The organism is Synechococcus lacustris str. Tous, from assembly GCF_003011125.1.
Classification (GTDB): Bacteria; Cyanobacteriota; Cyanobacteriia; order PCC-6307; family Cyanobiaceae; genus Synechococcus_D; species Synechococcus_D lacustris.
Genome location: NZ_PXVC01000001.1, coordinates 16,938 through 43,416, shown reverse-complemented (window position 1 = coordinate 43,416; position 26,479 = coordinate 16,938). Strand labels below are relative to the sequence as shown.

Sequence of the window (26,479 nt, the reverse complement as noted above, 5' to 3'; positions counted from 1 at the left end):
CCAAATTGGGCCGCCTGCTCTTGCACCTTCAAGCCTTGCGCGCCCGCTTGATCGGGGCAATAGTGCTAATCGCCCTCGGCCTAAGCCTGGGACTTAGCTCAATACAGCCTGTATTCGCAAGCGATTTACAGGAAGTTGCCCCTCCGGGAGCCGCCCAACAATTGAGCAAAGCCCTTGGCCAACGCCAGCCGCAGTTGGAACTGCTAAGCCCAAGCGATGGCAGCCTCTTGCCCGATGGTCCCTGGACCCTGAAATTGCGCCTAAGCGATTGGCCCCTGGTACAAAGCAACGATTTTGGGCCGGGGCCCCACCTRGTGATTCAACAAGACAACGAGGCACCGATCAGGATCTTCGAAGCTCCCTCTGGTACTAACAGCATCGAAATCCCCATGGCTGCACTAACCCCTGGCAGCCACCGGCTCAGTGCCTATGCCGCTTTGCCCTGGGGCGAGGCAGTGGCCAATCGAAAGGCAAGGGGAAACTGGCGTTTTCAGCGGCTAGCGGCCAACCCCCAAGCATTGCCAGCCCCAAACAGCCCCCAGCTTGTGGCAGTGCCTTCACCCCAATTGGCAGCTGGCTACCCGGTGCCAATCAATTGGTTCCTTGTTGATGCTCCCCTACAAAATTTGAAACCAGATGATGCCCATTGGCGCCTGCGGCTAAGCCTTGATGGAGCCGCAAGCCTTCTGCAGCAGGAAGACCCCCTGTGGCTTGCCCCCCTAGATCCCGGCAGCCATGCCTTGGGCCTTGAGTTGCTTGATGGCAATGGCACGCCCCTAGGGGCGCCATTCAATAGTTTGATGCAAGAACTGAAGGTGCCGCCTCGCAGCGTGGCGCCGCCAGCAATGTTTAAAAACCAATTGCAGCCGGAAGAATTGGAAGCATTGCTAAATCCCAACTACCAATCAGCAAAACCGGAACCGGTGGTTGCACCTGAACCAGTGGTTGAACTTGTAGTTGARCCKGAACCGGTRRTTGMACCTGAACCTGTAGTTGAGCCAGAAGCAGTTGAAAATGGGGAAGAGAGTTGATGCAACTTGGTATCTGTGCCAGCCAAGCTGGCCTCAGCCAGCTGGAGCCTTTGCTGCTCTGCGGCGAACTGCAAGCAATCCTGGTGCCCGAGCACCTACTCAATCCAAATCGGCCGCAACTGCAAGCCAGCAGTGAATTAAACAAGCTCTGGCCYGATATTRAATTACTGCTGGGTGCCATGGCTGCTGGCGCTTTAATTCGCCTGGTTTCACCATTATTAAAAAGTAAAAATAGTGATCCCGCAGTATTACTAATTGATGGCAGTGGTGAACTGTTAATTCCTCTGTTAGGGGGCCATGGCGCCGGCGGTGATCGCCACGCCAATCGTGTTGCGCCACTGCTGAAAGCAAAAGTTGTATTCACTGGTTTCAGCAGTAGCAACGGCCGAATTGCCTTGGATAGCTGGGGTGCCAGCTGGGGTTGGCAAAAAGGCCAAGGTGCCTGGGATGAACTGATGAAACAAACGGCGCGCAACCAGGTGGTGCTTATTTCCCAGGATTCAGGCAACCCCTTAGCCCTGGAGAGCCTTAAGGCCAGTGGTGTGCCAATGCAAATTGCTGAAAGCGATAGCCAAGCTGAGTTGCTGATTAGCGCAAAGCTCGGCCCTGGCTGCCGCTGGCATCCAGCGGTGCTTTGGCTTGGTATTGGTTGTGAACGAAATAGCAACCTATTGCTGTTGCAAAAGGCAGTAGCYCAGGTTTTTAAGGAAGCAAATTTGGCAGAAGCAGCCATAGCTGGTGTGGCCAGCCTTGATCTAAAAGCAGATGAACCMGCCCTACTTGCCTTGGCAGCTGGGCGTAGCTGGCCATTGCGCTTTTTTTCTGCCGAAGCGCTCGCTCCAATCAAAGTGCCAAACCCGTCTGCMGTGGTGGCAAAGGAGGTGGGCACAGCCAGYGTGGCGGAAGCGGCTGCCCTGGCGGCAGCAGGCCCCGGCGCTGAATTGATCAAATCTAAGGCGATTTTCCATGGCGCCCCCGGAGAAGGGGCCGTAACCGTTGCTGTCGCCAAGGCCGCCGCGGGCTGGGCACCACAACAGGGTGCTTTGCATCTKGTGGGGGCAGGACCCGGCTCCATTGAACAACTAACAGCGGCTGCCCGCAGCGCCCTCGCTGCAAGCCAGGTTTGGGTTGGCTACGGCTTRTACCTAGATCTTTTAGAACCCCTACGCCGCAAAGATCAAATTCGGCTGGAGGGCCAATTAACCCTGGAAAGGCAGCGCTGCCGCCAGGCCTTGAACYTGGCCTGTGGGGGCACATCAGTGGCGCTGATTTCAAGTGGCGACAGTGGCATGTATGGCATGGCAGGCCTTGCCCTTGAGGAATGGCTTGTTTTAGGGGAGCAGGAACGGCCCGAATTCATCGTTCACCCTGGCATCTCCGCATTTCAGATGGCCGCGGCCCGCCTAGGGGCACCACTAATGCATGATCTCTGCACAATCAGCCTCAGCGACAGGCTTACCCCTTGGGCGCTGATTGAAAAACGCCTAGGGGCAGCCGCAAATGGTGATTTTGTGGTGGCTTTATATAACCCCCGCTCCCAGGGGCGCTCCTGGCAACTGGCTCGAGCCATTGAATTGCTGCTTGAGCAGCGAGCCCCCACAACACCAGTGGCAATCTGCCGCCAACTTTCAAGGCCAGAAGAATCAATCAGCCTGCACCAATTAGCTGAATTACCTGTTGAACAGGTAGACATGTTTAGCTTGGTATTAGTTGGTAATAGCAGCACAAAAGTTGCAGCTGGCATGATGGCAACCCCCAGGGGTTATCCCGGAGCTGAATTGAGTTAGTTCGTAGATTATTTRTTATTTAATTATTCGATTRGCAGAGCCTGAATTATTTCAAACAATTGCCTTTGGGTTTATGGCTGTGGCTCTTCCCCCTCCCGAACGCCCATGCGGAGCTCTCAAGAAACAACACCGCGTCTGCCTGATCACGCAAATAATCAATCAGCACATCCGTATCTASAACCMATACTGACGATTGCTTGGGTTCAACCATCAAGGAACTAGCGGCGCCTGGCSGTTGAGCTCAGAGCGCAGATCGGGCCAACTGGGAAGATCCTCCCTAGCRGCCCAAAGCCCGCGGGCCTGATGTATACGGTATACATCAGTTCGAGCTGGTTTAAGTCGGGATGACAGGATTCGAACCTGCGGCCCCTTCGTCCCGAACGAAGTGCGCTACCAAGCTGCGCCACATCCCGATAGGTTGATTCTAGGAGAGTGTTGTGTTGAAACCCCCCTGGTTACGCGTKAAGGCCCCCCAGCGGGCCCGCATTGGAGAGGTGGCYGATCTMYTGCTGGATCTCAAATTAAATACGGTTTGCCAGGAGGCCAGCTGCCCAAATATTGGTGAATGCTTTGCCGCTGGCACAGCCACTTTTTTAATCATGGGGCCTGGGTGCACCAGGGCCTGCCCCTATTGCGACATCGACTTTGATAAAAGTGTGCGGCAGCTGGATCCCAGCGAACCGGAACGGCTTGGTGAGGCAGTGGCCCGCATGGGACTCGGCCATGTGGTGATCACCTCAGTTAATCGCGACGACCTCGCCGATGGTGGCGCTAGTCAATTTGTTGCYTGCATTGAGCAGGTGCGCCGGCGCAGTCCATTCACCACGATTGAATTGTTGATYCCTGATTTCTGCGGCAACTGGGATGCCCTCGCAGCTGTGATGCAAGCAGCCCCTGAGGTGCTTAACCACAACATCGAAACGGTGCCACGGCTCTATAAACAAGCGCGCCCCCAAGCCAACTACGCCCGCTCCCTCGAACTACTGCAGCGGGTGCGCAGCGGCTGGCCGCGCTCCTACACAAAATCAGGCCTAATGGTGGGTTTAGGTGAAAGCAACGCCGAAGTTGTGGAGGTTATGGCTGATCTACGCCAACACAAAGTAGACATCGTTACGATCGGTCAATACCTGTCGCCGGGGCCGAAACATCTAGCCGTAGATCGCTTCGTAACGCCGGAACAATTTGAGTTATTCCGCCGCCAAGGCGAAGCCGAACTGGGCTTCCTGCAGGTGGTTAGCAGCCCCCTAACCCGCAGCAGTTACCACGCCGGKGAGGTGCAACGGTTGATGCGGGAGCACCCCCGTTAACTGGGCGTTACTAGCACCTTAAAACGCTGTTTCCAGCTGGGCCAATCCGCCAGCAAAGCTGCAGCCTTGGCGCTGCCGGTGGCCTCCAGATGGCCCTCCAGCAGTGATTTCAGCAGGGCATCTTGTTCAGAGTTGCTGATGGGCTCGATCGCCACGATCTCCTGGTTAACGCGCTGGGCGAGGCCAGCATCCTCATCAAGAATGAAAGCAATTCCACCCGTCATGCCGGCCGCCACGTTGCGCCCCGTGGAGCCAAGCACCACCACCACGCCGCCTGTCATGTATTCACAACAGTGGTCGCCGGCACCTTCCACCACCGCTTTACAGCCGCTGTTGCGCACGGCAAAGCGCTCGCCAGCCCTACCAAGGGCATACAACTCACCGCCGGTGGCGCCATAGAGGCAGGTGTTACCAAGGATCACCTGGTTGCCTGGATCTTTAACCCCCGCCGGTGGTACCACGATCAGGCGTCCGCCATTAATGCCTTTACCCACGTAGTCGTTTGCTTCGCCCACCAAACGCAATTGCATGCCTTGAAGCACAAATGCACCAAAACTTTGGCCAGCGGCGCCATTGAAATTGAGCGCAAGTTCGCCGTTGAAACCTTTATTGCCATGGCGAGCTGCAATCTCCCCTGCAATGCGCGCACCCACACTGCGATCAGTGTTAACAATCTCTAAATCACAACTCATGCGGCCATGGCCATCAATCGCAGCCATCACCTCAGCATCAGCTAAAAGTTGATCTTCCAGAACCAAACCATTGCCATGGGCAGTGGCTGAATGCTTCAACCAAGAACGATCAGCGGCGGCGGGGATCGAATTAATTAAGCAGGAAAGATCAAGCGCTTTAGTTTTAGCAAGGGCCACCACACGGGGTTGCAGTAATTCACTGCGGCCAATTAAATCCTCCAAGCGGGCCACACCGAGCACACTCAATAGCTGACGCACCTCCTCAGCTACAAACAGGAAAAAATTCACCACATGTTCAGGCACCCCAGGGAACCGCTTACGCAGATTTTCCTTTTGGGTAGCCACCCCCACAGGGCAGTTATTGGTGTGGCAAACCCTGGCCATGATGCACCCCTCCGCGATCATCGCCACCGAACCAAAGCCAAACTCTTCAGCGCCTAAAAGCGCAGCAATCAGCACATCCCAGCCGGTTTTAAGGCCACCATCAGCCCGCAGTAAAACCCGATCGCGCAGGCCGTTTTCCAGTAGGGCGCGATGTACCTCAGTGAGGCCAAGCTCCCATGGACTGCCRGCATGTTTAATCGAGCTGAGCGGCGAAGCACCGGTGCCACCATCGTGGCCGGAAATCTGGATCACATCGGCATTTGCCTTAGCTACGCCAGCGGCAATGGTGCCTATACCTATCTCTGCCACAAGTTTCACACTCACCTTGGCGGCGGGATGAACCTGGTGTAGATCGTGAATCAGCTGGGCTAGATCTTCAATTGAATAGATGTCGTGATGGGGTGGCGGTGAAATCAAAGCAACACCCGGCTTGCTATTGCGCAACCAGGCGATGTAGCTATCAACCTTGGGACCGGGCAATTGGCCGCCTTCCCCTGGCTTCGCCCCTTGGGCAACCTTGATTTCTAGTTGACGGCCGCTGCGTAGATATTCGGGCGTAACACCAAAACGGCCAGAGGCGATTTGTTTAATCGCTGAACAGGCGCTATCACCATTACGCAGGCCATTGAGGTTTGGCAGGGTGGCTGAATGCCCCTCGCCATCCACATCCTTAAGGGCATGGAAGCGGGCTGGATCTTCACCGCCTTCGCCGCTGTTGCTCTTGCCGCCGATGCGATTCATCGCAATTGCCAACACCTCATGGGCCTCCCTTGAAAGGGCGCCCAAACTCATGCCACCKGTGCAAAAGCGGCTGCAAATGCTCTCCACACTCTCCACCTGTTCGATCGGCAGGGGGGTGGCCGCCGGCTTTAGCTCAAGCAGGTCCCGCAGGGCCGTAACCGGACGGTTTTCCAGCAGGGTTTTGTAGGTATTGAAATGGTTGTAGCCGGGGCCCTCTTTAACAGCWGCGTGCAGGGCYTTTGCCATATCCGGGCTGTTGAGGTGATATTCCCCACCAGTGCGGTATTGAACAAAACCCATGAATTCGAGCTTGCTGCGATTCAGCTCTGGGTAMGCCTTGGCATGGAAACCAAGGGTTTCATTAGCCAACTCCGCCAAACTCAAACCCGCCACGCGGCTAGTGGTACCGGTGAAAGCCAATTCAATTAAATCTGCACCAATGCCAATCGCCTCAAATATCTGGGCACCGTGGTAGCTAGCAAGCAGGGAAATACCGATCTTAGATAAAATCTTRCGCAGGCCATCTTCCAGAGATTTACGTACATTTGCCTGCACCTTATCAATASTTAAAGCCGGCAACTTACCGGTTTCAATTAATTTCTGYACCCGTGCTTGAGCCAGCCACTGGCGACTGGTTTCCCAGGTGAGCCAKGGGCAAACKGCACTGGCGCCATAGCCAATCAAACAAGCGAGATGATGGGTGGTCCAGCACTGGGCCGTATCCAGCACCAGAGATGTTTGTAAACGCAGGCCTAGCTTGAGCAGGTGATGGTGCACAGCACCCACCGCCAAMAGCGGAGGGATATAACTGGTGCTGGCATCAATACCTCGATCGGAAAGTATCAGGATCTGATTACCACCTTTCACMGCCTGYTCAGCATCAAATTGCAAGCGCTTTAAGGCTTGCTCCAGAGCCACTGGACCAGGGCTGATCGGCATCAAAGTTGAGATGCAACAGCAGGGGAGCCCYTGGTTTGCAAGGGAGGCCAATTCCGCCTCGTTGAGCACTGGGCTTGAAAGATGCAATACCGCCGCCGCCTCAGCTTCGGGCTTAAGGGGCGAACCTCGCTTACCCAAGTGCATCTCCAGGCTCATCACCAACTTTTCCCGCAATGGATCAATCGGCGGGTTGGTTACCTGGGCAAAACGTTGCTTGAAATAGTCGTAAAGCAGGTGGGGTTTATTGGATAAAACGGCAAGGGGAATGTCGTCGCCCATGCAGTAGGTGGGCTCCTTGCCCTGACCTGCCATGTCTTCGATTACAAGATCAAGATCCTCTGCACTGAARCCAAAGGCGGTTTGCAGCCGCAACAGCTGCTCTTCTTGCAGCTGGCTGGCCTGTTGCCAGGGTTGCGGGCTAAGGCTTAAGCGGTGCTCTTTTAACCAAGTGCCGTAGGGGTGCCGAGCTGCCACCTCTTGTTTTAATTGCCAATTGCGCAAYAAACGGCCCTGCTCCAGATCCACAGCCAACATCTGGCCCGGCCCAAGGCGTCCCTTTTCAATAATCARGCTTTCATCAAGTTCCACCACACCTGTTTCAGAACCCATCACCACGTAGCCATCACTGGTAATGCAATAACGAGCAGGGCGTAAACCATTGCGATCCAGGGTGGCGCCAACGCTGCGGCCATCGCTAAATACCAATAGGGCCGGCCCATCCCATGGTTCCTGGGTGCAAGCTGAATATTCGTAGAAGGCCTGGATTTCGGGCTTATCGGCCAGTTCCGGCTGATCCCKAAATGCCTCTGGCACCAAGGTGAGCAAACTTTCCGTAATCGGCCGGCCGCTGCGAACGAGCAACTCCAAGGTGGCATCAAGGTTGGCCGAATCACTGAAGGCTGGATTCACCAAAGGTTTGAGTTCGGCAGCAGCTTCGCCCCAAATCCCATCGAGATTTGCCTCTGCAGCCCTCGCCCAATTGATATTGCCCAGCAGGGTATTTATTTCACCGTTATGGCCCAAGAGCCGCATCGGCTGGGCCAGGGGCCAACGGGGCAGGGTATTTGTACTAAAGCGCCGGTGGTAAACGGCGTAACTWACGCAAAAGCGTTGATCGCGCAGRTCTTGATAAAAGGCAGATAACACCGCAGAACGAACCATCGCCTTATAAACAACKGTGCGGCAACTGAGGGAAGCGAAATAAAGCTCTCCCACCTCAGCGCCCCAGGCTGCCGCCCGCACCCTTTCACCCACCCGCCGCCGCAGGCGAAACAACAAAGCCTCTAGGGYTTCAGCAGCTTGCAGCTCCCCTGGTGGTGCGATCAGCCACTGCTCAATAACGGGGGCTGTTTTGCGTGCCATCGCACCCAAAACAGCATCAACCACTGGCACCTCTCGCCAACCCAGGCTGGAGAGGCCAAGGGCGAGGGCCTCCTCCTCACAAAATTGTTTGGCTTGGGATCGCCTRCTGCCATCGGCAGGCAAAAAKACCATCCCCAAGCCCCGCAATTGCTTGGCGCTGGCAGCCGCCTGGGGCCAAACCGCCTCTAAGTAGTGCCAGGGGATGCCGCACAAAACCCCGGCGCCATCTCCGGAATCACCATCACCGCAGGAACCACCCCGATGTTCCATGCAATCCAAGGCCCGCAGGGCTTGCTGCAACAACCAATGGCTGGCTTGCCCCTGGAGCTGCGCCAAAAAMCCAACGCCACAGGCATCTTTTTCCCCAGCCACAGCTGCTGGAGCAGGGCTATCGCAATGGGGCCACTGGGCGTTATCGATCAGAAACATGGGCGGGGGAGCACCTGCTGGAATGCAAACAATCCGARCAACTTCCGGATTGCCGTAAACCAGCCCAAGCTGGAATCCTAAAAGTTTGCTACCTAGCTAAGTTGCATCCCTTAGTGCCGGGGGGAAAGTGCTGCCATTAGAGCCACCGGCTGCCTTGATTTCTCAAGTTGCCCCAAGGGAAGGGGCCGATATAAGTATTAATGGCAAAAAGATKCAGGCGCCCTGGCGCTGGGAAGAAAGCAGCCCACCAAAGCTCTGGCTACCCCTAGACGTTCTAGAAGCCCAATTTGGCGTTAACAAAACCAGTGCTGCCAACGGCAGCTTGAATTTGAGCTGGTTTGGCCGTGATCTTGGCGTTCCAGTTCAAAACCAACGCAGCCTTCAAGACGAAGTGGCGGTGGAGGTGGGGGACTTTTTTCGCAATTTAGGGGTGGATAGCAAAGTGAAAACSTCCCCTTTGGGGGGCTCAACGCTGGAACTTGAACTGCCTGCCGCCAGGGTTTTGCAGGTGCGCAATTCCAGGTTGCATTCTCAATTGCGGGTKGTGCTCGACCTCAGCGGCCCAACCTTGGTGCAGAAGCAAGGGGAAAATTTGCAGCTCAATTTGAGTAATCCAGAACTTGCCCTTCGGGGCCTGCGCCAACAGGGATTAGCCGCTCAAATGAATGGTTCCCTTCTGCAGCTATCAAGCCAGGGGATTACTAATTTCAGCCTGGGGAGCCCAGCCAGGCTTGTTTTTGATCAAACCCTGCAAAGGGCAAGCATCAGCCCGCCAGCAATAGAGCCCTTAGCCGCTGCGGCCAATCCCAATGCCGCCCCGGCAATGGAGCAAAAAATATTGAACCTGAATGGCCAGCGCTATCAAATTAGTTTCGTGCGCTTTGATCCAATCCGCAGTGCCTATGCGTTGGTGCCCCTAAGCCGCAAACAAATGGAAGGCCTTGGATCATTGGCGGGCCTCGCCCGAGCCCAAGGGGCATTGGCGGCCCTCAATGGCGGCTTCTTTAACCGTGTGCGCGAATTACCCCTTGGTGGCCTGAGGGAGCAGGGGGCCTGGCTATCCGGGCCAATCCTCAACCGCGGGGCCATTGCCTGGCAAATAGGGCAACAACCAATTTTCAGCAATGTGCGCCTGGAGGAATGGCTGAGCGATAGCCAAGGCAATCGCTGGCCCCTCGGAGCACTTAACAGTGGATATGTGCAAAAGGGTTTTGGCCACTACAACAGCCTTTGGGGTGCGGTYTACAGGCCGATCACAAGCCAGGAAAGCGGATGGATTTTGGAAAATGGCCGCGTTTTGGAAATCCTGTCTGCAGAGCAGATGGCCGCTGGTGTGCCCCTGCGCCAAGGTCAAGCTTTAGTGGTGGCAAGAGGGGGCAGCCAATTGCCGCTGCAACCGGGGGATGCGGTTCAACTGCAAAGGGATTTATTTCCAGAACGGATGAATGCGATGCCAAACCTGCTTCAAGCCGGGCCGCTGCTCTTGAACCAAGGCCAGGTGGTGCTGAATGGGGCAGCGGAAAATTTCAGCCCAGCCTTTATGGAACAAAGGGCACCCCGCAGCGTGGTGGCGGGCGATGGTGATCAGGTGTGGCTGATCGCTTTGGAGGGTTTGGATAACAGGGGCCCCACCCTGGCGGAAAGCGCKGAGTTGTTGTTGCAACTCGGCTTAAAACAAGCACTTAACTTGGATGGAGGCAGTTCCACAGCCCTGTTAGTTGAAGGCCGTGAAGGTAAAAGTGGCCGGGGCATAGGTTCAGCCATTCATAACGGCCTTGGCCTTGTAGTTCGCACCAACCGCTAATTGCCATGAACCAAACYGCRGGCCTAAAGATCACAGCGCGGGCCGCCGCTGAACTTTGTCGCCAGGCGGCCTGCGGCGGCGAGCCAGGGGCGATGGCGCTGGAATTGGTGCCGGGCAGCTGTGAAGCCTGGGCGATTCAATTGCGGGCCGGCACTGGGGAGGCAGCCATTGCCCGCAGTGATGGCATAACCCTCTATGGCCATAGCCACCAATTGCAGCTACTTCAAGGTTTGCAGCTTGATTTTCAAAGTTCCCTCAGTGGCGGTGGTTTTTTGTTGCGGGGTGGCGAACAGATCCGCAGCTGCCCTTGCGGAGCAGCTTTTACCCCGAGGGGGTAAAGTGTCAGATTGTCGAATCAGCACGGCCCTATGGCCTGCCACCGGTTTTAGATGCCCACCATCCAACAACTGATCCGCACCGAGCGGCAGAGTCTTATTCGTAAGACCAAATCCCCTGCCCTCAAGGCCTGCCCTGAGCGCCGTGGGGTTTGTACCCGCGTTTATACCTCCACACCTAAGAAGCCAAACTCAGCCCTCCGCAAGGTGGCCAGGGTGAGGCTCACCTCTGGTTTTGAAGTAACGGCCTATATCCCAGGTATTGGCCACAACCTGCAGGAGCACTCGGTSGTGTTGATCCGCGGCGGCAGGGTTAAGGATCTTCCCGGTGTGAGATATCACATCATCCGCGGCACCCTYGAYACCTCCGGGGTGAAGGATCGCCGCCAGAGCCGCTCTAAATACGGCGCCAAAACACCAAAGGATTGAGCCCAGGCGCTGCTCAGCAATCAACTCCCGACCCTCGCTAATTTTCTCCCCCCATGTCCCGCCGCAACGCAGCTGAGAAACGCCCGGTTCTGCCCGATCCGCAATTCAACAGCCGTTTGGCCTCAATGATTGTGGCCCGCCTGATGAAGCACGGTAAAAAGTCCACAGCCCAGCGAATCCTCTCGGATGCCTTCGGCATGATCAAYGAACGCACGGGGGTTGATCCCTTGGAAGTGTTCGAAACCGCTGTGCGCAATGCAACCCCCTTGGTGGAGGTTCGCGCCCGCCGGGTTGGYGGTGCCACCTATCAGGTGCCCATGGAAGTGCGCCAAGAGCGGGGTACCGCCATGGCCCTGCGTTGGCTTGTGAATTTCTCCAGGGCCCGCAATGGCCGCAGCATGGCCCAGAAACTTGCCGGTGAATTGATGGATGCCGCCAATGAGGCCGGCAGCGCCGTTCGCAAGCGGGAAGAAACCCACAAAATGGCTGAAGCAAACAAGGCTTTTGCCCACTACCGCTATTGAGCAACTTGATAGTTAGCGCTTGGGCCAACAGCTAACYAATCACCAACCTGTAGAGTTGCGCCCGCTTTTAAAGCACACCTAAGGAGCATCCCGTGGCTCGCGCCTTCCCTTTAGACCGCGTCAGAAATATCGGCATTGCCGCCCATATCGATGCCGGCAAAACCACCACCACCGAAAGAATTCTGTTCTATTCGGGTGTGGTGCACAAAATGGGCGAGGTGCACGATGGCGCCGCCGTCACCGACTGGATGGAGCAGGAAAAGGAGCGGGGTATCACAATTACCGCCGCTGCTATTTCCACCAGCTGGAAAGATCACCGCATCAACATTATTGATACACCWGGCCACGTGGAYTTCACCATTGAGGTGGAACGTTCCATGCGGGTTCTCGATGGTGTGATCGCTGTATTTTGCGCCGTTGGTGGTGTTCAACCACAATCGGAAACAGTGTGGCGCCAGGCGGATCGCTACAAAGTGCCGCGGAWGGTATTTGTTAATAAAATGGATAGAACAGGAGCAAACTTCCTGAGGGTTTATGAACAAATCAAGGATCGATTGAAGGCAAAGGCAGCTCCGATTCAATTGCCAATCGGYGCCGAAAACGACCTTAAAGGAATYATCGACCTAGTTCAAAATAAAGCATTTATCTACACAAACGATCTGGGTACAGATATTTTAGAAGTTGATATTCCAGATGACATGAAGGAGTCGGCCGCAGAGTGGCGCTCCAAACTGATGGAATCAGTTGCTGAGCTGGATGAGGAGTTGATTGAAGTATTCCTTGAAACCGGTGAATTAAGCGAAGCTCAATTGCGCAAAGGTATTCGCGARGGCGTTGTTAAGCATGGCCTTGTGCCGATGCTCTGCGGCTCTGCCTTTAAAAACAAGGGCGTTCAATTGATGCTTGATGCGGTGGTGGATTACCTGCCMGCACCCATTGATGTGCCCCCGATCCAAGGCATACTTCCAAATGGTGAAGAGGGAATCAGGGTCTGTGAAGACAACGCCTCCTTCAGCGCCTTGGCCTTCAAAGTTATGGCCGATCCCTATGGAAAACTAACCTTTGTTCGTTTGTATTCAGGYGTGCTGCAAAAAGGCAGTTACGTGATGAATTCAACCAAAGATAAAAAAGAGCGCATCTCCCGTTTAATTCTGCTCAAAGCAGATGATCGCGAGGAGGTTGATGAGTTGCGCGCTGGCGATTTAGGCGCTGTGCTYGGCCTAAAAGACACCACCACTGGCGATACCCTYTGCGTTGATTCCGATCCAATTATTTTGGAATCACTGTTTATCCCAGAACCGGTTATTTCCGTGGCTGTTGAGCCCAAAACCAAGGGCGACATGGAAAAACTATCCAAAGCCCTGCAATCACTCTCTGAAGAAGATCCCACCTTCAGGGTTAGAACGGATCCAGAAACAAGCCAAACAGTTATCGCCGGCATGGGCGAACTTCACCTGGAAATCCTGGTGGATCGCATGCTCAGGGAATTCAAAGTGGAGGCAAATATTGGTGCTCCACAGGTTTCCTATCGGGAAACAATTCGCGGCAGTTCAAAGGGTGAGGGYAAATTTGCCCGTCAAACCGGTGGTAAAGGTCAATACGGCCATGTGGTTATCCAGATGGAACCTGGCGAACCCGGCACTGGTTTTGTGTTTGAAAACAAAATTGTTGGCGGCATTGTTCCCAAGGAATACATCGGCCCTGCCGAAGCTGGCATGAAAGAAACTTGCCAATCGGGCGTTATCGCTGGCTATCCSCTCATCGATGTGAAGGTATCAATGATCGATGGTTCTTACCACGACGTTGACTCCTCMGAGATGGCCTTCAAAATTGCCGGTTCGATGGCTTTCAAAGATGGCGTGAAGAAGTGCAATCCTGTGCTTCTTGAGCCAATGATGAAAGTAGAAGTGGAGATTCCAGARGATTATCTCGGTTCAGTTATTGGCGACCTTTCCTCCAGGCGCGGTCAGGTGGAGGGCCAGTCGATCGATAACGGCACCTCCAAGGTTCAATCCAAGGTGCCCCTGGCTGAGATGTTCGGCTACGCTACCCAGCTGAGATCCATGACCCAGGGGAGAGGTATATTCTCAATGGAGTTCAGCCATTACGAGGAGGTCCCTCGGAATGTGGCCGAAGCCATCATTTCCAAGAATCAGGGCAACTCCTGATCCCCAACTCCCTCTTCGTTTACCCTCGATTTTTATTTAACAATGGCCCGCGAGAAGTTTGAGAGAACTAAGCCACACGTCAACATYGGCACCATCGGCCACGTTGACCACGGCAAAACCACCCTCACCGCAGCGATCACAAACGTGCTCGCTTCAATTGGTCAGGCCAAAGCCCAGGCCTACGATGAGATTGATGGCGCCCCTGAAGAGAAGGAGCGCGGCATCACCATCAACACCGCCCACGTGGAGTACGAAACCGAGGGCCGTCACTACGCCCACGTGGACTGCCCAGGCCACGCTGACTATGTGAAAAACATGATCACCGGTGCCGCCCAAATGGACGGTGGCATTTTGGTGGTGGCCGCCACCGACGGCCCCATGGCCCAAACCCGKGAGCACATCCTGCTGGCAAAGCAGGTGGGTGTGCCCGCCCTGGTGGTGTTCCTCAACAAGAAGGACATGGTGGACGACGAGGAGCTCCTCGAGCTGGTGGAACTCGAAATGAGGGAACTTCTCGACAAGTACGACTTCCCCGGTGATGACATCCCCGTGGTGGCCGGTTCCGCCCTCAAAGCCCTTGAGCACATTCAAGGCGGCGGTAAAGGTGCCCGCGGCGAAAACGAATGGGTAGACAAAATCCTCGATCTAATGGATGCAGTTGATGCCTCCATTCCAGAGCCCGAACGTGAAATCGATAAGCCATTCCTAATGGCCATCGAAGACGTTTTCTCGATCACCGGTCGTGGCACCGTTGCCACCGGACGGATCGAGAGGGGCAAGGTGAAGGTTGGTGAAACCGTAGAAATCGTTGGTATCCGCGAAACCCGCACCACCACCGTTACCGGTGTGGAAATGTTCCGCAAACAGCTCGAGGAAGGCATGGCCGGCGACAACGCTGGTTTGTTGCTCCGCGGCATCCAAAAGGAAGATATCGAACGCGGCATGGTGCTGGTGAAGCCAGGCTCCATCAAGCCCCACACCAAGTTTGAGGGTGAGGTTTATGTGCTCACCAAAGAAGAAGGTGGTCGCCACACCCCCTTCTTTGCTGGCTATCGCCCCCAGTTCTACATCCGCACAACGGATGTAACCGGTCAAATCACCCAATTCACCGCCGACGACGGCACCAAGGTTGAAATGGTTATGCCTGGCGACAGGATCAAAATGACCGGTGAACTGATCTGTGGTGTTGCCATGGAACAGGGCATGCGTTTTGCCATCCGTGAAGGCGGCCGCACCATTGGTGCAGGCGTTGTTTCAAAAATCCTCGAGTGATCTAGGTTTCGATAGGCCGCTAGCTCTTGCTAAGAGTTAGCGGCTATCTTTTTTGTATGCACCTCGACAACTGAAWCTTTCCTTCTTTTTTGCCAATCACCATGTCTAATGCCATCGCTCAGCAGAAAATCCGCATCCGCCTAAAGGCGTTTGATCGCCGCATGCTGGATCTTTCCTGCGACAAAATYATTGAAACCGCTGATCACACAGCTGCCACTGCAATCGGTCCTATCCCCTTGCCAACAAAACGCAAGATCTATTGTGTTTTACGTTCCCCCCACGTKGACAAGGATTCCCGAGAGCACTTCGAAACCCGCACCCACAGGCGTTTGATCGATATCTACAACCCCTCCTCCAAAACCATTGATGCCCTCATGAAGCTGGATCTACCCAGTGGTGTGGATATTGAGGTCAAGCTCTGATCAATTTCACCTAGAATGGCCTTTGATCTCCCGTTGTTATGACGGACCTGTCCGTTCGGGAGCTACCGCTCTTCCCCCTACCAGACGTGGTGCTCTTCCCCCAGGAGGTGCTGCCCCTTCATATTTTTGAGCTTCGCTACCGCCTCATGCTCAAAAGTGTGYTGGATAGCGACCGTCGTTTTGGGGTGGTGCGTTGGGATCCTGAACAAAAGGCCATGGCCAGCATCGGTTGCTGCGCCGAAATCCTCCAGTGTCAAACCCAGGCGGATGAACGCAGCAACCTCGTTACGATCGGYCAACAACGTTTTCGCCTCTTGAATGTGGTGCGAGAGGCGCCATTCATGGTGGGTTTGGTGTGTTGGCTGGAGGATGAACCAGTGGAAGTTGATCTCCAACCCCTAGCTAATAACGTGCGCCAAGCGCTGCAAGATGTGGTTGATCTATCCGGCAAATTGCTGGGTCAGCAAACCGTTCTACCTAACGACCTACCCGAATTGCCACGGGAATTGTCCTTTTGGGTGGGTGGTCACCTTGGTGGTGCCGTTGCGGATCACCAGCAACAACTGCTGGAAATGACATCCACTTCAGATCGCCTGCAGCGGGAATTGGATTTACTTGATCACACCCGCCGCCAGCTAGCTGCCCGCACTGTGCTTAAAGACACCCTTAAAGATTTGGAGTCATGAACCTAGGGCTGTTGTTCCTATGCCTACTGCTTRCAGCCCTCWCCTTTGCTTTTGCCGCTTGGTACCTATTGCCACGGMGATTTAATAACGGCAAAAGTGTTGCCAATGCCTACGACCACTGGACTAAAGATAAGTTGTTGGAACGTCTTTGGGGCGAACATATCCACCTTGGTTACTACGGCAAGCCTCCCCAAGCCCGTGATTTTCGTGGGGCAAAAGCTGATTTCGTTATCGCCTTAGCCCGCTGGGGTGGATTAGATAAATTGCCCCCCGGTTCACGGCTGCTCGATGTGGGTTGCGGCATTGGTGGCAGCAGCCGTTTACTAGCCAATCACTACGGCTTTGATGTAGTTGGTGTGAGTATTAGCGCCGCCCAAGTTGCTAGGGCCCAAGCGCTTACTCCTGCAAACCTCAGTTGTAAMTTTGCCGTGATGGATGCCCTTGCTTTGCAATATGAGGAGGCAGAATTTGATGCCGTTTGGACCGTGGAATGCGCCCCTCACATAGCTGATAAACAAGGCTTTGCTAATGAATTAATGCGSGTGCTAAAACCAGGCGGCCTTCTGGTTGCTGCCGACTGGAATCAAAGGGATCCMAGCAGCAAACCTTTTAGTCCCATTGAAAATTGGGTTTTAGAGCAACTGCGGGTGCAATGGGCCCATCCAGCTTTCTCTAGCATCAATTCTTTTTGCGATAACTTAATTGCCACCGGCGCCCTWGATAATCCCCCTGAAACCAACAATTGGACTGTTGAAACACTGCCCTCTTGGTTTGCTTCCATCACTGAAGGCATTCGCAGGCCATGGGCAGTGCTAAGCCTTGGCCCCGGCGCCCTATTGAAAGGCTTTAGGGAAATTCCCACCCTCCTACTGATGCACTGGGCCTTTGCCCGGGGTTTAATGCAATTTGGTTTATTTAAGGCAGAGAGGTATCGTCTGTAATTGGATARCTGCCAAAACTAATTAAACGTTCGCAGAGAGGTTTTAATTCCTCCATGGCAGCCTCCAATTGTTGATCAATTTTTTGCTGCTGAATAACATCAATTGGCGGCCAGGTGATATCCACAAAAAACACATATTCGCCCAGCTCCCTTTTTGATGGCCTCGATTCGATTCTGCTCATATTCAACTGCCTTTTAGCAAAAACCTGCAAAGCTTCAACCAATCCCCCTGGAGCATTGGCATGCAACGAAAAGGCAAGGCTGGTGCAATTAACTGCTCCAGCTTGTTCATTTAGAGCCCTGCGTAATAGCAAAAATCGCGTGCAATTACCCGGTTGGTCATTAATTGGATAGGCCAATTCAGGCAATCGATGCTCTTGAGCTGCTTTTTTTGAGGCAATCGCTGCCCTAAAGCGGGAGCCCTTCACCATCCGCGCCGCCTCTGCCGTRGAACTAGTGGGGAGCTGTAGTGCATTTGGCARGTGCTTTTGCAACCAAGCGCTGCATTGGCCCAGGGCCTGGGGATGGGACAAAACYTCAGTGATGCTTTGCAACGCTCCATCACTGAGCAAAGCGTGGCGAATCGGCAGGATCAGCGCCCTTTCGATAGCCAAAGGTTCGGCTTGGARGGCACCTGATTCCCAAAGGGTGTCTAGGCARGTGGTTACACCTCCCTCCACGGAATTTTCAACGGGCACCACTGCCGCATCAACTAGGCCAGCCCCKAGGGCTTCCATCACATTGCGAATTGTGATCTGGGGCAGGAGCTTTACCTCTGGCCCATGGGCAAGGCGCAGGGCAGCTTGTTCCCCATAGGTTCCCTCAGGACCCAGGTAGGCAATGGCGGAAATGGGCACTGGCAAGTGGTTGCTCGGGGGCTTCACCGATAGGATCCTCCACGATGCCAAATTCGGCCATGGTTCTGGCCTTTAAAGCGGTCCAGAACTTGGATCTGCCAGTGATAGAGCAGCCCGAAAGGCTGCCCCACTACCTGCGGCAAGAGGCGCGGGTAGTGGGGGCACTTTTAAGTGCTGATCAACTCACTACCCTGCAGGCCGGCAGCTACAGCTACGCCGTTAGGCCTTTGCAACTATTTCAGTTGCGCATAAAACCGGTGGTTGAATTAAAAGCTCAGCAGGCKCCAGGACGGCTGGAACTGGATTCAGTGCATTGCGATTTAGAGGGTGTACCTGGGATWACAGACGACTTCGAATTAAAGCTGCGCTCTTGGCTGCAAGCGGAACCCAATGGTTTGGTTGGAGAAGCTGAATTGGAGGTTCAAGTGAGCCATCCAGCCGTGTTGCGTTTAATTCCAGCAAGGGTATTAGAGGCCACTGGCGAATCACTGCTCAATGGCATCCTGCTCACGATCAAAGGCCGGGTGGGCCAGCAATTGGTGCGGGATTTCCATTCTTGGTGCCATGAGCAAAACTAAGCCGATGCAGGGGGCTCGGGCCCAACTTGGCGATGGCTTGGCGATGTTTCAAGGTGCCATAGCCGTGATGCTGCTCCAACCCATAACCGGGCCACACAAGCGCTARGCGCTCAACCAGGGCATCCCGCGCCTGCTTAGCCAAAATGCTTGCACAGGAAATAGCAAGGCAAGAGCTATCGCCACGCACCACTGTTTCTTGCTCTCCTTGCCATGGCCTGAGCCTCAGGCAGCCATCTACCAAGAGCAATTCAGGCATCAATTGCAACCGCTGCAGGGCCCGCAGCATTGCTAATTCAGTGGCGGCTCGAATCCCAAGGCGATCGATTTCAGCGGCAGAAGCCTGGCCATAGCCAAAAGTTTCCAGCTGGGGCTGAATCAATGGCAGCAATGCGGCCCGGCGTTTTGCAGAAAGGGCCTTGCTATCGGTAACACCTAAGCCAGGCAACTGAGCAAAAGCTTGGGGTTTCAAAATCACMGCAGCGGCCCAAACAGGACCGAATAAACATCCCTTGCCAACTTCATCAACACCTGCGGTGATCAACTTGCTGGTGGTCAACTTGCCGAGGAACGTCGCCGCCTGCGGCGGCCCTCATCAGCGGGATCAAGCTCAGCTGCRGGAGCTTCTTCTTCAACTTCGCTGGTTAGCAGCGGTGCAATTGTGAACAACTCAGGCTCGGGCCCAAGCTCAAGCTGAAATTCATCCTGATTTTGATCCTGATTTGAATCTTGGTTTAGATCTTGGTTTGGATTTTGATCTAGATCAGCCCCTCCAAAATCATTGGTATCTAATGGGGTGATCTCCACTAAAGCCGATCGGCTACTGCTGCCATTACTGGTGCCGCGGGCTCCGCGACGCCTTCTCCCCCCCTGGGCGGCGAGCTCCGCGCGAGCCTGCTCCAAAACTTGGGCGGCATCTTCACCAGGGCGCACAACCCTCACCAAAACAYTATCGAACTCTTCTGGGGCTGGCTCAGCCAATAGGGCTGGGTTGAGACCCATCCAGCCGAATACCAATTCCTGGCTTTCATCCATGGGAACAGCCAATAATTCCGGCTCATTACGCCTGGGTTCAACAGCTGCAGCCRCTGCCGCGATGCCATTAGTTGCGATGGCAATCTCMGGCTCTGAGCTGCGGCCGCCTCGAGCACCGCGACGGCGGACACCGCCATCAACGCCACTGGGGCTTGAAACCTCAGCCCTGGCAGAGGCCACCGAACGCACYAAGCCCGGCAAGGCCGCCAGGGGCTGAATTGTGTCTTTACCGGGAAGGGTAACCACGTGGCCCAAACCGCCACAGCTGGAGCAAGCCCTACCGAATAATTCATAGATATTTTGCCCTTGACGCTTGCGGGTGAGTTCCACCAAACCCAATTCAGTAATTTGGGCAATCTGAGGCCTTGCTTGATCATCACGCATGGCCTGGGTGAAGTGCTCRAGCAGCATTAATTGATCACGGCGTGATTCCATATCAATGAAATCAATAATCACCACACCACCGATATTACGCAACTTCAACTGTCTGGCAATTTCRGTTGCGGCTTCACAATTAGTCCAAAGAACAGTYTCCCTGGAATTAGCTGAGCGGGTAAAGGAGCCGGAGTTAACATCAACCACAGTTAGCGCTTCTGTGGGCTCGATAATCACATAACCACCCGATGGYAAATCCACCCTTGGCTTGAGAGCATCTCGAATGGCTGCGTTTACTTTGTAATGCTCAAGAATTTCATTGGCATCTTCATGGAATTCCACCACTAGGTTGGCTTGATCCTGGCCCAGGAAAGCATTTACACGGGCAACCGCCTCCTGGGAATCCACCACAACCCGTAAAACATCAGGGCCGTATAGATCTCTTAAAACGCGATGGATAAAATCTTCATCGCGATTCAATAAGATTGGGGGCTGGGCAGTTTCCGCCGCCTGTTGGATGGCCTCCCACTGGCGCAATAATGATTCAAGATCATCAATTATCTGTTCTTCGCTAACACCATCAGCTTCGGTGCGCACCAGTAAACCTGTGCCCGGAGGCTTAATCAACACCGAAAGGGCCCGCAGGCGGTTGCGCTCCGATTCGGCCGCAATTCGGCGGGAAATATTCACCCCCTGGCCATGGGGTTGCAGCACCAAAAACCTACCCGGCAAAGAAAGGTTGCCTGTTAAACGCGGCCCTTTTGTTCCCGTTGGTTCCTTCATCACCTGCACCAACACCTTTTGGCGTGGCTCMAGTAATTCGGTGATGCCAGCACCGCCCTTTTTAAGGCGTAGGGGACCTAGGTCGGAAAGGTGAATGAAGCCATTTTTTTCACTTTCGCCAATGTTTACAAAAGCGGCGTCAATGCCTGGCAATACATTTTCAACTGTACCTAAATAAACATCACCAATTTGATGGCGACCTTGGGCAACGATTAATTCATCAACCCGTTCTTCGTTGAGTACGGCGGCGATCCGCAATTGCTCAGCGATAACGATCTGCTGTGGCATGGGCTGAGGCAACCCCTTGCGGGGCCACCAAAAGAGGTTAGGGGRAAAGGGGAAATGCTTGGCTGCAATCAGCTGTTGGGGGCTGAAGCAAATTTTTCAACAAAAATCGAGCAGGCACCAAAAAACGCACATATGACATCAATGCATATGACAGCAATGCATATGCCAACCCTAAAAACCTTGCTTACAGCTCTTATGGATCTGCTGCAAAGGCAGGGGAAGGACGGATACCGGAAAACCCTTAAACGCAATCAGTGCAAGGAGCGATAAACGCAACCTAGACCGTGGGCGGTTCTTCGGGCGGTTCTTCCGCCTTGTTTATAAGTTAGCACGCCAGATTCAAAGATTCCCGCACTTGGTGCTCAAGCATTAGGGGTATATCCAGCCGCTGTTCCAWCAACTGAAGCAATTGGTTTGGCTTAAGGCTGCGGCCGCTTTTTTCCACCGCACTTTCCAAGCCGATTTCCACCCCCGCTGCCCGCCAGTGATACCAATGCAAATCCAATAAGTAAGCCTTTAAATCTTTTTGTTTAGGCCGGCCCAAACGATCCTTGCTCGCCACTGGCAGATGCTCCGCCACCAATAATTCCCCCAGAGCTGCTTGCCACTCCTCCGGMTTGGGATTGATCTCCCCTGGTGGCAAAGCAACCCTCAAGCGCCAACTGGCAGAAACYAAGGATTGGCTCAACGCTGGTGCATGCACAGCAATGGCWTGGGCACTRTTCAARTGAAGCCCTRGTGGTARTTGGGGTTGCAATAGTTCCAGGAAGCGCTCCGGCTCAATTTCTGCGCTGAAGCTGAGATCAAACCAATCGGCTAGSGCCTCTGCMCCTAGGGGTAAAGCCAGGGCTAGCTGTAGCCGCGGCAGGGGATGAAAACCACCGCTAAAACTCACCGGTAGRCGGGCCCGCCGYAGGGCRCGATCAAAAATACGCACCAAATCGAGATGGCTAAGCAAAGCCATTTCGGCGGTTTTTGCGAAGCAAACCCGCAGCCGGGCAACTTGGTTATTGGGCGGTTTACGCGGTTTAGCGATCGCTGGTACGGGCGCAGCCGGCAGCACCACGTTGTGCCCCAACCCTTCACCACACACACCGCAATGGCTGCAACTATCAAAGGAACAATCAGGTAGCTGTTGCTCCCCAAGCGCCCGTTCAAGGTCTTCCTGGAGCCACTGCTTACTTACACCGGAATCGATGTGATCCCATGGCAAAGGTTCGCTGCAGCGCTGTTGGCGTTGCGCTGGGGTGAGGGCCTGCAACTCCGCCCAACTACCCATTTCAAGGGCCCTGTATCTACCGCCCATGCCAGCGGCCTCGATCGCGCCAGTCCAGGCGCCGTAGGTGCGCTCGATGTTGTCGAACCAGGCATCCATGCCGGCCCCGGCTCGCCATGCCGCCTCAATCACAGCGGCAAGGCTTTGATCGCCGCGGCCGATGAAATCCTCCATCGCTGAAAGGCGCACATCGGTGTAGTTCACTTTCAAACCGCGCAGCTCAGCAAAGCGCTCTTTTAATAGTTTTTGRCGCCGCAGGAATTCGGCGGAAGAAACGCTATGCCACTGAAATGGAGTGTGGGGCTTGGGGGTGAAATTACTGATGGTGAGATTTAGCTCTAACCTGCCGATATCGCGCATTTCATAACGCAACATCTCAACCGTATTAGCGATGCCATGCACATCGTCATCGGTTTCACCCGGCAAACCAATCATGAAATAGAGCTTCAACTTGCGCCAGCCATGGCGCATGGCAGTGCGCACACCTTCGATTAAATCGGCATCGGTGAGCCCCTTATTAACAATGTTGCGTAGCCTTTGGGTGCCAGCCTCTGGGGCAAAGGTGAGGCTGCCCTGTTTGGTGCCGCCAAGGATATGGGCGATGTTGCTATCGAAACGATCGATGCGCTGGCTGGGTAGAGCCAGGCTCACATTGTGTTCCTGCAGGCGATTACGCAGTTCAACACCCACGGCGGGCAGGGACAGGTAATCGCTACAGCTGAGCGACAACAGCGAAAAATCGCTGTAACCGGTGCGCACCATGCCGGTTTCCACCGCCTCCACCACCGTTTGGGGATCCACATCACGGGCGGGGCGRGTGAGCATTCCCGGCTGGCAAAAGCGACAACCGCGGGTGCAACCGCGGCGGATTTCCACCGTGAGTCGATCGTGCACCGTTTCCACATTTGGCACCAGGGCCATGGCGTAGTGGGGCATTGGCGTGGCGGTGCGCCTTACCACCCGCCTTTTGCCAAAAGCAGGCACATAAACACCGGGTATTTCAGCTAAGTCGGCCAGGGCAGCGCTGCGGCTTAAACCCGCACTGATCGCTTCTTCTAAAACCAAGCCAATTTCCGGCAGTAATTCCTCACCATCACCAAGGGCAATGAAATCAAAAAACGGCCCGTAAGGTTCTGGATTACTTGTGGCGGTTTGGCCGCCAGCAAAGATCAAAGGCGGAGCATCGGGATCATTTAGGGGTAGATCACCCCGCGCCGATGCCCGCAGGGGAATGCCRGCCAGATCGAGCATTTCCAACACATTGGTGGCGCCGAGTTCATAGCTGAGGCTGAAGCCAAGAATATGGAAACTTGCTAGCGCTCGCCTGCTTTCCACCGCAAATAAAGGGGCTGATGCAGCCCGAAGGCGGGCTGCTAAATCTGGGGCGGGCAGATAGGCGCGATCACAGAGTTGGCGCGGCTGGGCATTGAGRATCGAATAGAGAATGATGTGGCCAAGGTTGCTGGCCCCCACCTCGTATACCTCTGGGTAGGTGAGGGCCCAACGCACTGAGGCGCCATGCCAATCCCTGGGCTGCACCCCAAGCTCATTACCCAGATAGCGGCCGGGCTTGGCAATGGTGCTGTTTACCAGGGAAGCAAAGTCCAGAGGTTTAGTGCTGTGGTGGTTCTTAATCCTATGGAGGCCTGCCCAAGCAGCACCGTGCTGTAGGACAATCCGCCCAGATTCATCGGCGCCATGGTGCAAGTAAACGGCAACTACCTAAAGCTCAAGGCGGGTTACCTCTTTCCTGAAATAGCAAGGCGGGTAAAGGGCTTCAGCGAAGCCAATCCAAGTGCAGCGATCATCCGGCTTGGCATTGGTGATGTAACCGAACCCCTGCCTGAGGCCTGCCGCAATGCCATGAAGGCAGCTGTAGACGAAATGGGCACCCACGCTGGCTTCCGTGGCTATGGGCCCGAACAGGGTTACCTGTGGTTRCGTGAAAAAATTGCCKCMMACGATTTCCAAGCCCGCGGCTGCCAGATCACGGCCGAGGAGATTTTTGTTTCCGACGGCTCCAAATGCGATAGCAGCAACATCCTCGACATCCTTGGCAGCAACAACCGCATTGCTGTTACCGATCCTGTKTATCCGGTTTATGTAGATAGCAATGTGATGGCAGGTGCCACTGGCGATGCCGATGAAGCTGGCCGTTATGGCGGACTCAGCTACTTGCCAATTACCGCTGAAAATGGCTTTACAGCTGAAATACCAAAGGAAAAAGTAGACCTTATTTATCTCTGTTTYCCCAATAATCCAACSGGCGCTGTTGCAAGTAAAAGCCAACTAAAAGCCTGGGTTGATTATGCCTGCGCCAATAATTCATTGATCTTATTTGATGCTGCCTACGAGGCTTTTATTCAAAATCCAGAATTRCCCCATTCAATTTATGAAATCGAAGGGGCCCGYAATTGCGCCATTGAATTCCGTTCATTTTCAAAAAATGCTGGTTTCACAGGCACCCGCTGCGCCATCACCGTGGTGCCCCGCGGCCTAATGGGTAAAGCTGCCAATGGCGAAGAAATAGAAATCTGGGGGCTTTGGAACCGGCGWCAGTGCACAAARTTCAATGGTGTTAGCTACATCGTGCAGCGAGGGGCGGAAGCTGTTTACAGCCCAGAGGGTCAAGGCCAGGTGAAGGCACTGGTGGCTTTTTATATGGCAAATGCCTCAATTATCAGAAGCGCCCTCAAGGAGGCTGGCCTTGAGGTTTATGGCGGCGAACAGGCTCCCTACGTGTGGATAAAAACGCCAAATGGTCTTGATTCATGGCAGTTTTTCGACAAGCTTTTGCAAGGGGCAAATGTGGTGGGCACCCCAGGCAGTGGCTTTGGTGCTGCCGGTGAGGGTTATTTCCGTTTGTCTGCCTTCAATAGCCGCGCCAATGTGGAGGAGGCGATCACCAGAATTAGGAAGCTATTGCTCGCCTAGATTTTCTAACGTCATATCTGAATCGTTATGACTGACTTGGCCAGGATGACCAATCCTCATCAAGCATCCCAAACACCAGAGGGCAATCCCGGTGGTGTTGCAGTGCTCGATAAAGCACCCGAACGGGTAAGGAAACCTTCGCCCCGCTACCGGGTGCTGCTCCACAACGACCCCGTTAATTCAATGGAATACGTGGTTACCACCCTTCGGCAGGTGGTGCCATCCCTAAGCGAGCAGGATGCCCTAGCGGTGATGCTTGAAGCCCAYAGCACCGGCGTGGGCCTTGTGATCGTTTGYGATATCGAACCGGCTGAGTTCTACTGCGAATCCTTAAAGAGCAAAGGCCTTAGCAGCACGATTGAGCCAGAGGAGTGATGGGCTGGGTTAACACCTTGCTCTATCCAGCGGTTTTGGTGGCGATTTTTCTTGGTGGCCAGGCCCTKGGCGCCCCACCKGCCCTGGCGGCAGTGCCAGCGCTGCTTGCCTTAGTGGTGAGCTTGCCCTGGCGGGTGAAACAGCTCTGGGGGCAAACGCAACCCTGGATCAGCTTGGGGGTGGTKGCACCATCCAGCAAAGCCCTATTCAAGGCATTGCTGCGGGGGCTGATCAAAGCATTGCTGCTGCTRATTTTTCTTTTAATCGGCCTCTTGCTAACCGGCCAGATCCAATGGCAGCCAGCATTGAGCCCGGGGTTATTGCTCAATGGCTTGGTGCTAGGCCTTGGCGTTGGTTTTGCTGAGGAATTGCTATTTAGGGGTTGGCTAATGGGAGAACTTGAATTTCGCTTTGCCGGTAAATCAGGCTTGGCATTGSTGGTTCAAGCGCTCATCTTCAGCCTTGCCCACACCCGKTTCAACCTGCCTTTGGCTTCCCTATTGGGATTGCTTGGCGGGCTTACCCTGCTGGGCCTTGCCTTGGGCTTGCAACGGCGAGCGGATGGTGGCCTGATTTGGGGGGCCGTTGGSTTGCATGGTGGCCTGGTGGGGGGCTGGTTTGTGCTCAATCAAGGCTTAATTGGCCAACAGGAAGCAAATCCAATCGGCAGCTTGCTGGCTTGGCTACCGCTGCTGCTGTTGCTGTGGGTGCGGCGCCGTTGGTGGTGAA

At 54.6% G+C, this 26,479-nt stretch carries 21 protein-coding genes and 1 tRNA gene; 16 read left to right on the top strand and 6 right to left on the bottom strand.

Going from position 1 to position 26,479, the window contains the following annotated elements:
* Positions 1-5: 5 nt before the first annotated feature.
* Both C7K08_RS00215 and cobJ read left to right on the top strand, forming a co-directional pair.
* The gene (locus C7K08_RS00215) at positions 6-1,031 is read left to right on the top strand and encodes a hypothetical protein (protein WP_106498643.1); all 1,026 of its coding nucleotides are present in this window, start codon (positions 6-8) and stop codon (positions 1,029-1,031) included.
* Positions 1,031-2,818, top strand: a complete 1,788-nt coding sequence (gene cobJ / locus C7K08_RS00210) for a precorrin-3B C(17)-methyltransferase (RefSeq protein ID WP_106498642.1) — start codon at positions 1,031-1,033, stop codon at positions 2,816-2,818. Before C7K08_RS00215 ends, cobJ begins: the two co-directional genes overlap by 1 nt.
* 339 nt (positions 2,819-3,157) lie before the next feature.
* Here the strand turns inward: cobJ and C7K08_RS00205 are convergent.
* Positions 3,158-3,231, bottom strand: a tRNA-Pro gene (locus C7K08_RS00205).
* A gap of 24 nt (positions 3,232-3,255) precedes the next feature.
* Between C7K08_RS00205 and lipA the strand changes: the two genes are divergently transcribed.
* Positions 3,256-4,125, top strand: a complete 870-nt coding sequence (lipA, locus tag C7K08_RS00200) for a lipoyl synthase (protein ID WP_106498641.1) — start codon at positions 3,256-3,258, stop codon at positions 4,123-4,125.
* Here the strand turns inward: lipA and gltB are convergent.
* Positions 4,122-8,672, bottom strand: a complete 4,551-nt coding sequence (gene gltB, locus C7K08_RS00195) for a glutamate synthase large subunit (protein WP_106498640.1) — start codon at positions 8,670-8,672, stop codon at positions 4,122-4,124. The genes lipA and gltB overlap by 4 nt on opposite strands.
* Before the next feature lie 127 nt (positions 8,673-8,799).
* On the opposite strand from gltB, the gene C7K08_RS00190 reads away from it, so the two are divergent.
* The 9 genes from C7K08_RS00190 to C7K08_RS00150 all read left to right on the top strand — a co-directional run bounded on the left by C7K08_RS00190 (position 8,800) and on the right by C7K08_RS00150 (position 17,253).
* The gene (locus tag C7K08_RS00190) at positions 8,800-10,476 is read left to right on the top strand and encodes a phosphodiester glycosidase family protein (RefSeq protein ID WP_106498639.1); all 1,677 of its coding nucleotides are present in this window, start codon (positions 8,800-8,802) and stop codon (positions 10,474-10,476) included.
* 5 nt (positions 10,477-10,481) lie between these two features.
* A complete protein-coding gene (locus C7K08_RS00185) occupies positions 10,482-10,814 on the top strand; it encodes an AIR synthase (protein ID WP_106498638.1) in 333 nt (110 codons plus the stop codon).
* 51 nt (positions 10,815-10,865) lie between these two features.
* Positions 10,866-11,240, top strand: coding sequence for a 30S ribosomal protein S12 (gene rpsL / locus C7K08_RS00180; protein WP_106498637.1), 375 nt, complete (start codon positions 10,866-10,868; stop codon positions 11,238-11,240).
* Positions 11,241-11,293: 53 nt separating this feature from the next.
* Positions 11,294-11,764 carry a 30S ribosomal protein S7 gene (gene rpsG, locus C7K08_RS00175; protein ID WP_106498636.1) on the top strand — a complete coding sequence of 157 codons (471 nt, stop codon included), beginning with the start codon at positions 11,294-11,296 and terminating at the stop codon, positions 11,762-11,764.
* A gap of 92 nt (positions 11,765-11,856) precedes the next feature.
* Positions 11,857-13,932 (top strand): elongation factor G, encoded by a 2,076-nt coding sequence (gene fusA / locus C7K08_RS00170; protein ID WP_106498635.1) that lies wholly within the window; start codon positions 11,857-11,859, stop codon positions 13,930-13,932.
* A gap of 42 nt (positions 13,933-13,974) precedes the next feature.
* Positions 13,975-15,204, top strand: a complete 1,230-nt coding sequence (gene tuf, locus C7K08_RS00165) for an elongation factor Tu (RefSeq protein ID WP_106498634.1) — start codon at positions 13,975-13,977, stop codon at positions 15,202-15,204.
* A gap of 101 nt (positions 15,205-15,305) precedes the next feature.
* A complete protein-coding gene (gene rpsJ / locus C7K08_RS00160) occupies positions 15,306-15,626 on the top strand; it encodes a 30S ribosomal protein S10 (protein WP_106498633.1) in 321 nt (106 codons plus the stop codon).
* A gap of 38 nt (positions 15,627-15,664) precedes the next feature.
* A complete protein-coding gene (locus C7K08_RS00155) occupies positions 15,665-16,312 on the top strand; it encodes an LON peptidase substrate-binding domain-containing protein (RefSeq protein ID WP_106498632.1) in 648 nt (215 codons plus the stop codon).
* A complete protein-coding gene (locus tag C7K08_RS00150) occupies positions 16,309-17,253 on the top strand; it encodes a methyltransferase domain-containing protein (RefSeq protein ID WP_106498631.1) in 945 nt (314 codons plus the stop codon). The genes C7K08_RS00155 and C7K08_RS00150 overlap by 4 nt, the downstream gene beginning before the upstream one ends.
* On the opposite strand, the gene pheA is transcribed toward C7K08_RS00150, so the two are convergent.
* Positions 17,228-18,109 carry a prephenate dehydratase gene (gene pheA / locus C7K08_RS00145; RefSeq protein ID WP_106498734.1) on the bottom strand — a complete coding sequence of 294 codons (882 nt, stop codon included), beginning with the start codon at positions 18,107-18,109 and terminating at the stop codon, positions 17,228-17,230. The two genes, C7K08_RS00150 and pheA, sit on opposite strands and share 26 nt — an antisense overlap.
* Positions 18,110-18,168: 59 nt before the next feature.
* On the opposite strand from pheA, the gene C7K08_RS00140 reads away from it, so the two are divergent.
* Positions 18,169-18,687 (top strand): DUF1997 domain-containing protein, encoded by a 519-nt coding sequence (locus tag C7K08_RS00140; protein ID WP_106498733.1) that lies wholly within the window; start codon positions 18,169-18,171, stop codon positions 18,685-18,687.
* On the opposite strand, the gene C7K08_RS00135 is transcribed toward C7K08_RS00140, so the two are convergent.
* The 3 genes from C7K08_RS00135 to C7K08_RS00125 form a co-directional block, all read right to left on the bottom strand.
* On the bottom strand, positions 18,623-19,243 hold the full coding sequence (locus C7K08_RS00135) for a ribonuclease HII (protein WP_241536928.1): 621 nt from the start codon (positions 19,241-19,243) through the stop codon (positions 18,623-18,625). The genes C7K08_RS00140 and C7K08_RS00135 overlap by 65 nt on opposite strands.
* Positions 19,240-21,165 (bottom strand): Rne/Rng family ribonuclease, encoded by a 1,926-nt coding sequence (locus C7K08_RS00130; RefSeq protein WP_106498630.1) that lies wholly within the window; start codon positions 21,163-21,165, stop codon positions 19,240-19,242. The genes C7K08_RS00135 and C7K08_RS00130 overlap by 4 nt, the downstream gene beginning before the upstream one ends.
* Before the next feature lie 325 nt (positions 21,166-21,490).
* Complete coding sequence (locus C7K08_RS00125) at positions 21,491-24,076, bottom strand: TIGR03936 family radical SAM-associated protein (RefSeq protein WP_106498731.1); 2,586 nt, start codon at positions 24,074-24,076, stop codon at positions 21,491-21,493.
* Positions 24,077-24,139: 63 nt separating this feature from the next.
* Between C7K08_RS00125 and C7K08_RS00120 the strand changes: the two genes are divergently transcribed.
* From C7K08_RS00120 to C7K08_RS00110, 3 genes are read left to right on the top strand one after another with little or no spacing between them, the layout of a single operon-like run.
* Positions 24,140-25,375 carry an LL-diaminopimelate aminotransferase gene (locus C7K08_RS00120; RefSeq protein ID WP_106498629.1) on the top strand — a complete coding sequence of 412 codons (1,236 nt, stop codon included), beginning with the start codon at positions 24,140-24,142 and terminating at the stop codon, positions 25,373-25,375.
* Between the two features lie 45 nt (positions 25,376-25,420).
* On the top strand, positions 25,421-25,750 hold the full coding sequence (gene clpS, locus C7K08_RS00115; RefSeq protein ID WP_106498628.1) for an ATP-dependent Clp protease adapter ClpS: 330 nt from the start codon (positions 25,421-25,423) through the stop codon (positions 25,748-25,750).
* Positions 25,750-26,478: a CPBP family intramembrane glutamic endopeptidase gene (locus C7K08_RS00110; RefSeq protein ID WP_106498627.1), complete on the top strand. Its 729-nt coding sequence runs from the start codon at positions 25,750-25,752 to the stop codon at positions 26,476-26,478. Before clpS ends, C7K08_RS00110 begins: the two co-directional genes overlap by 1 nt.
* Position 26,479 lies beyond the last annotated feature (1 nt).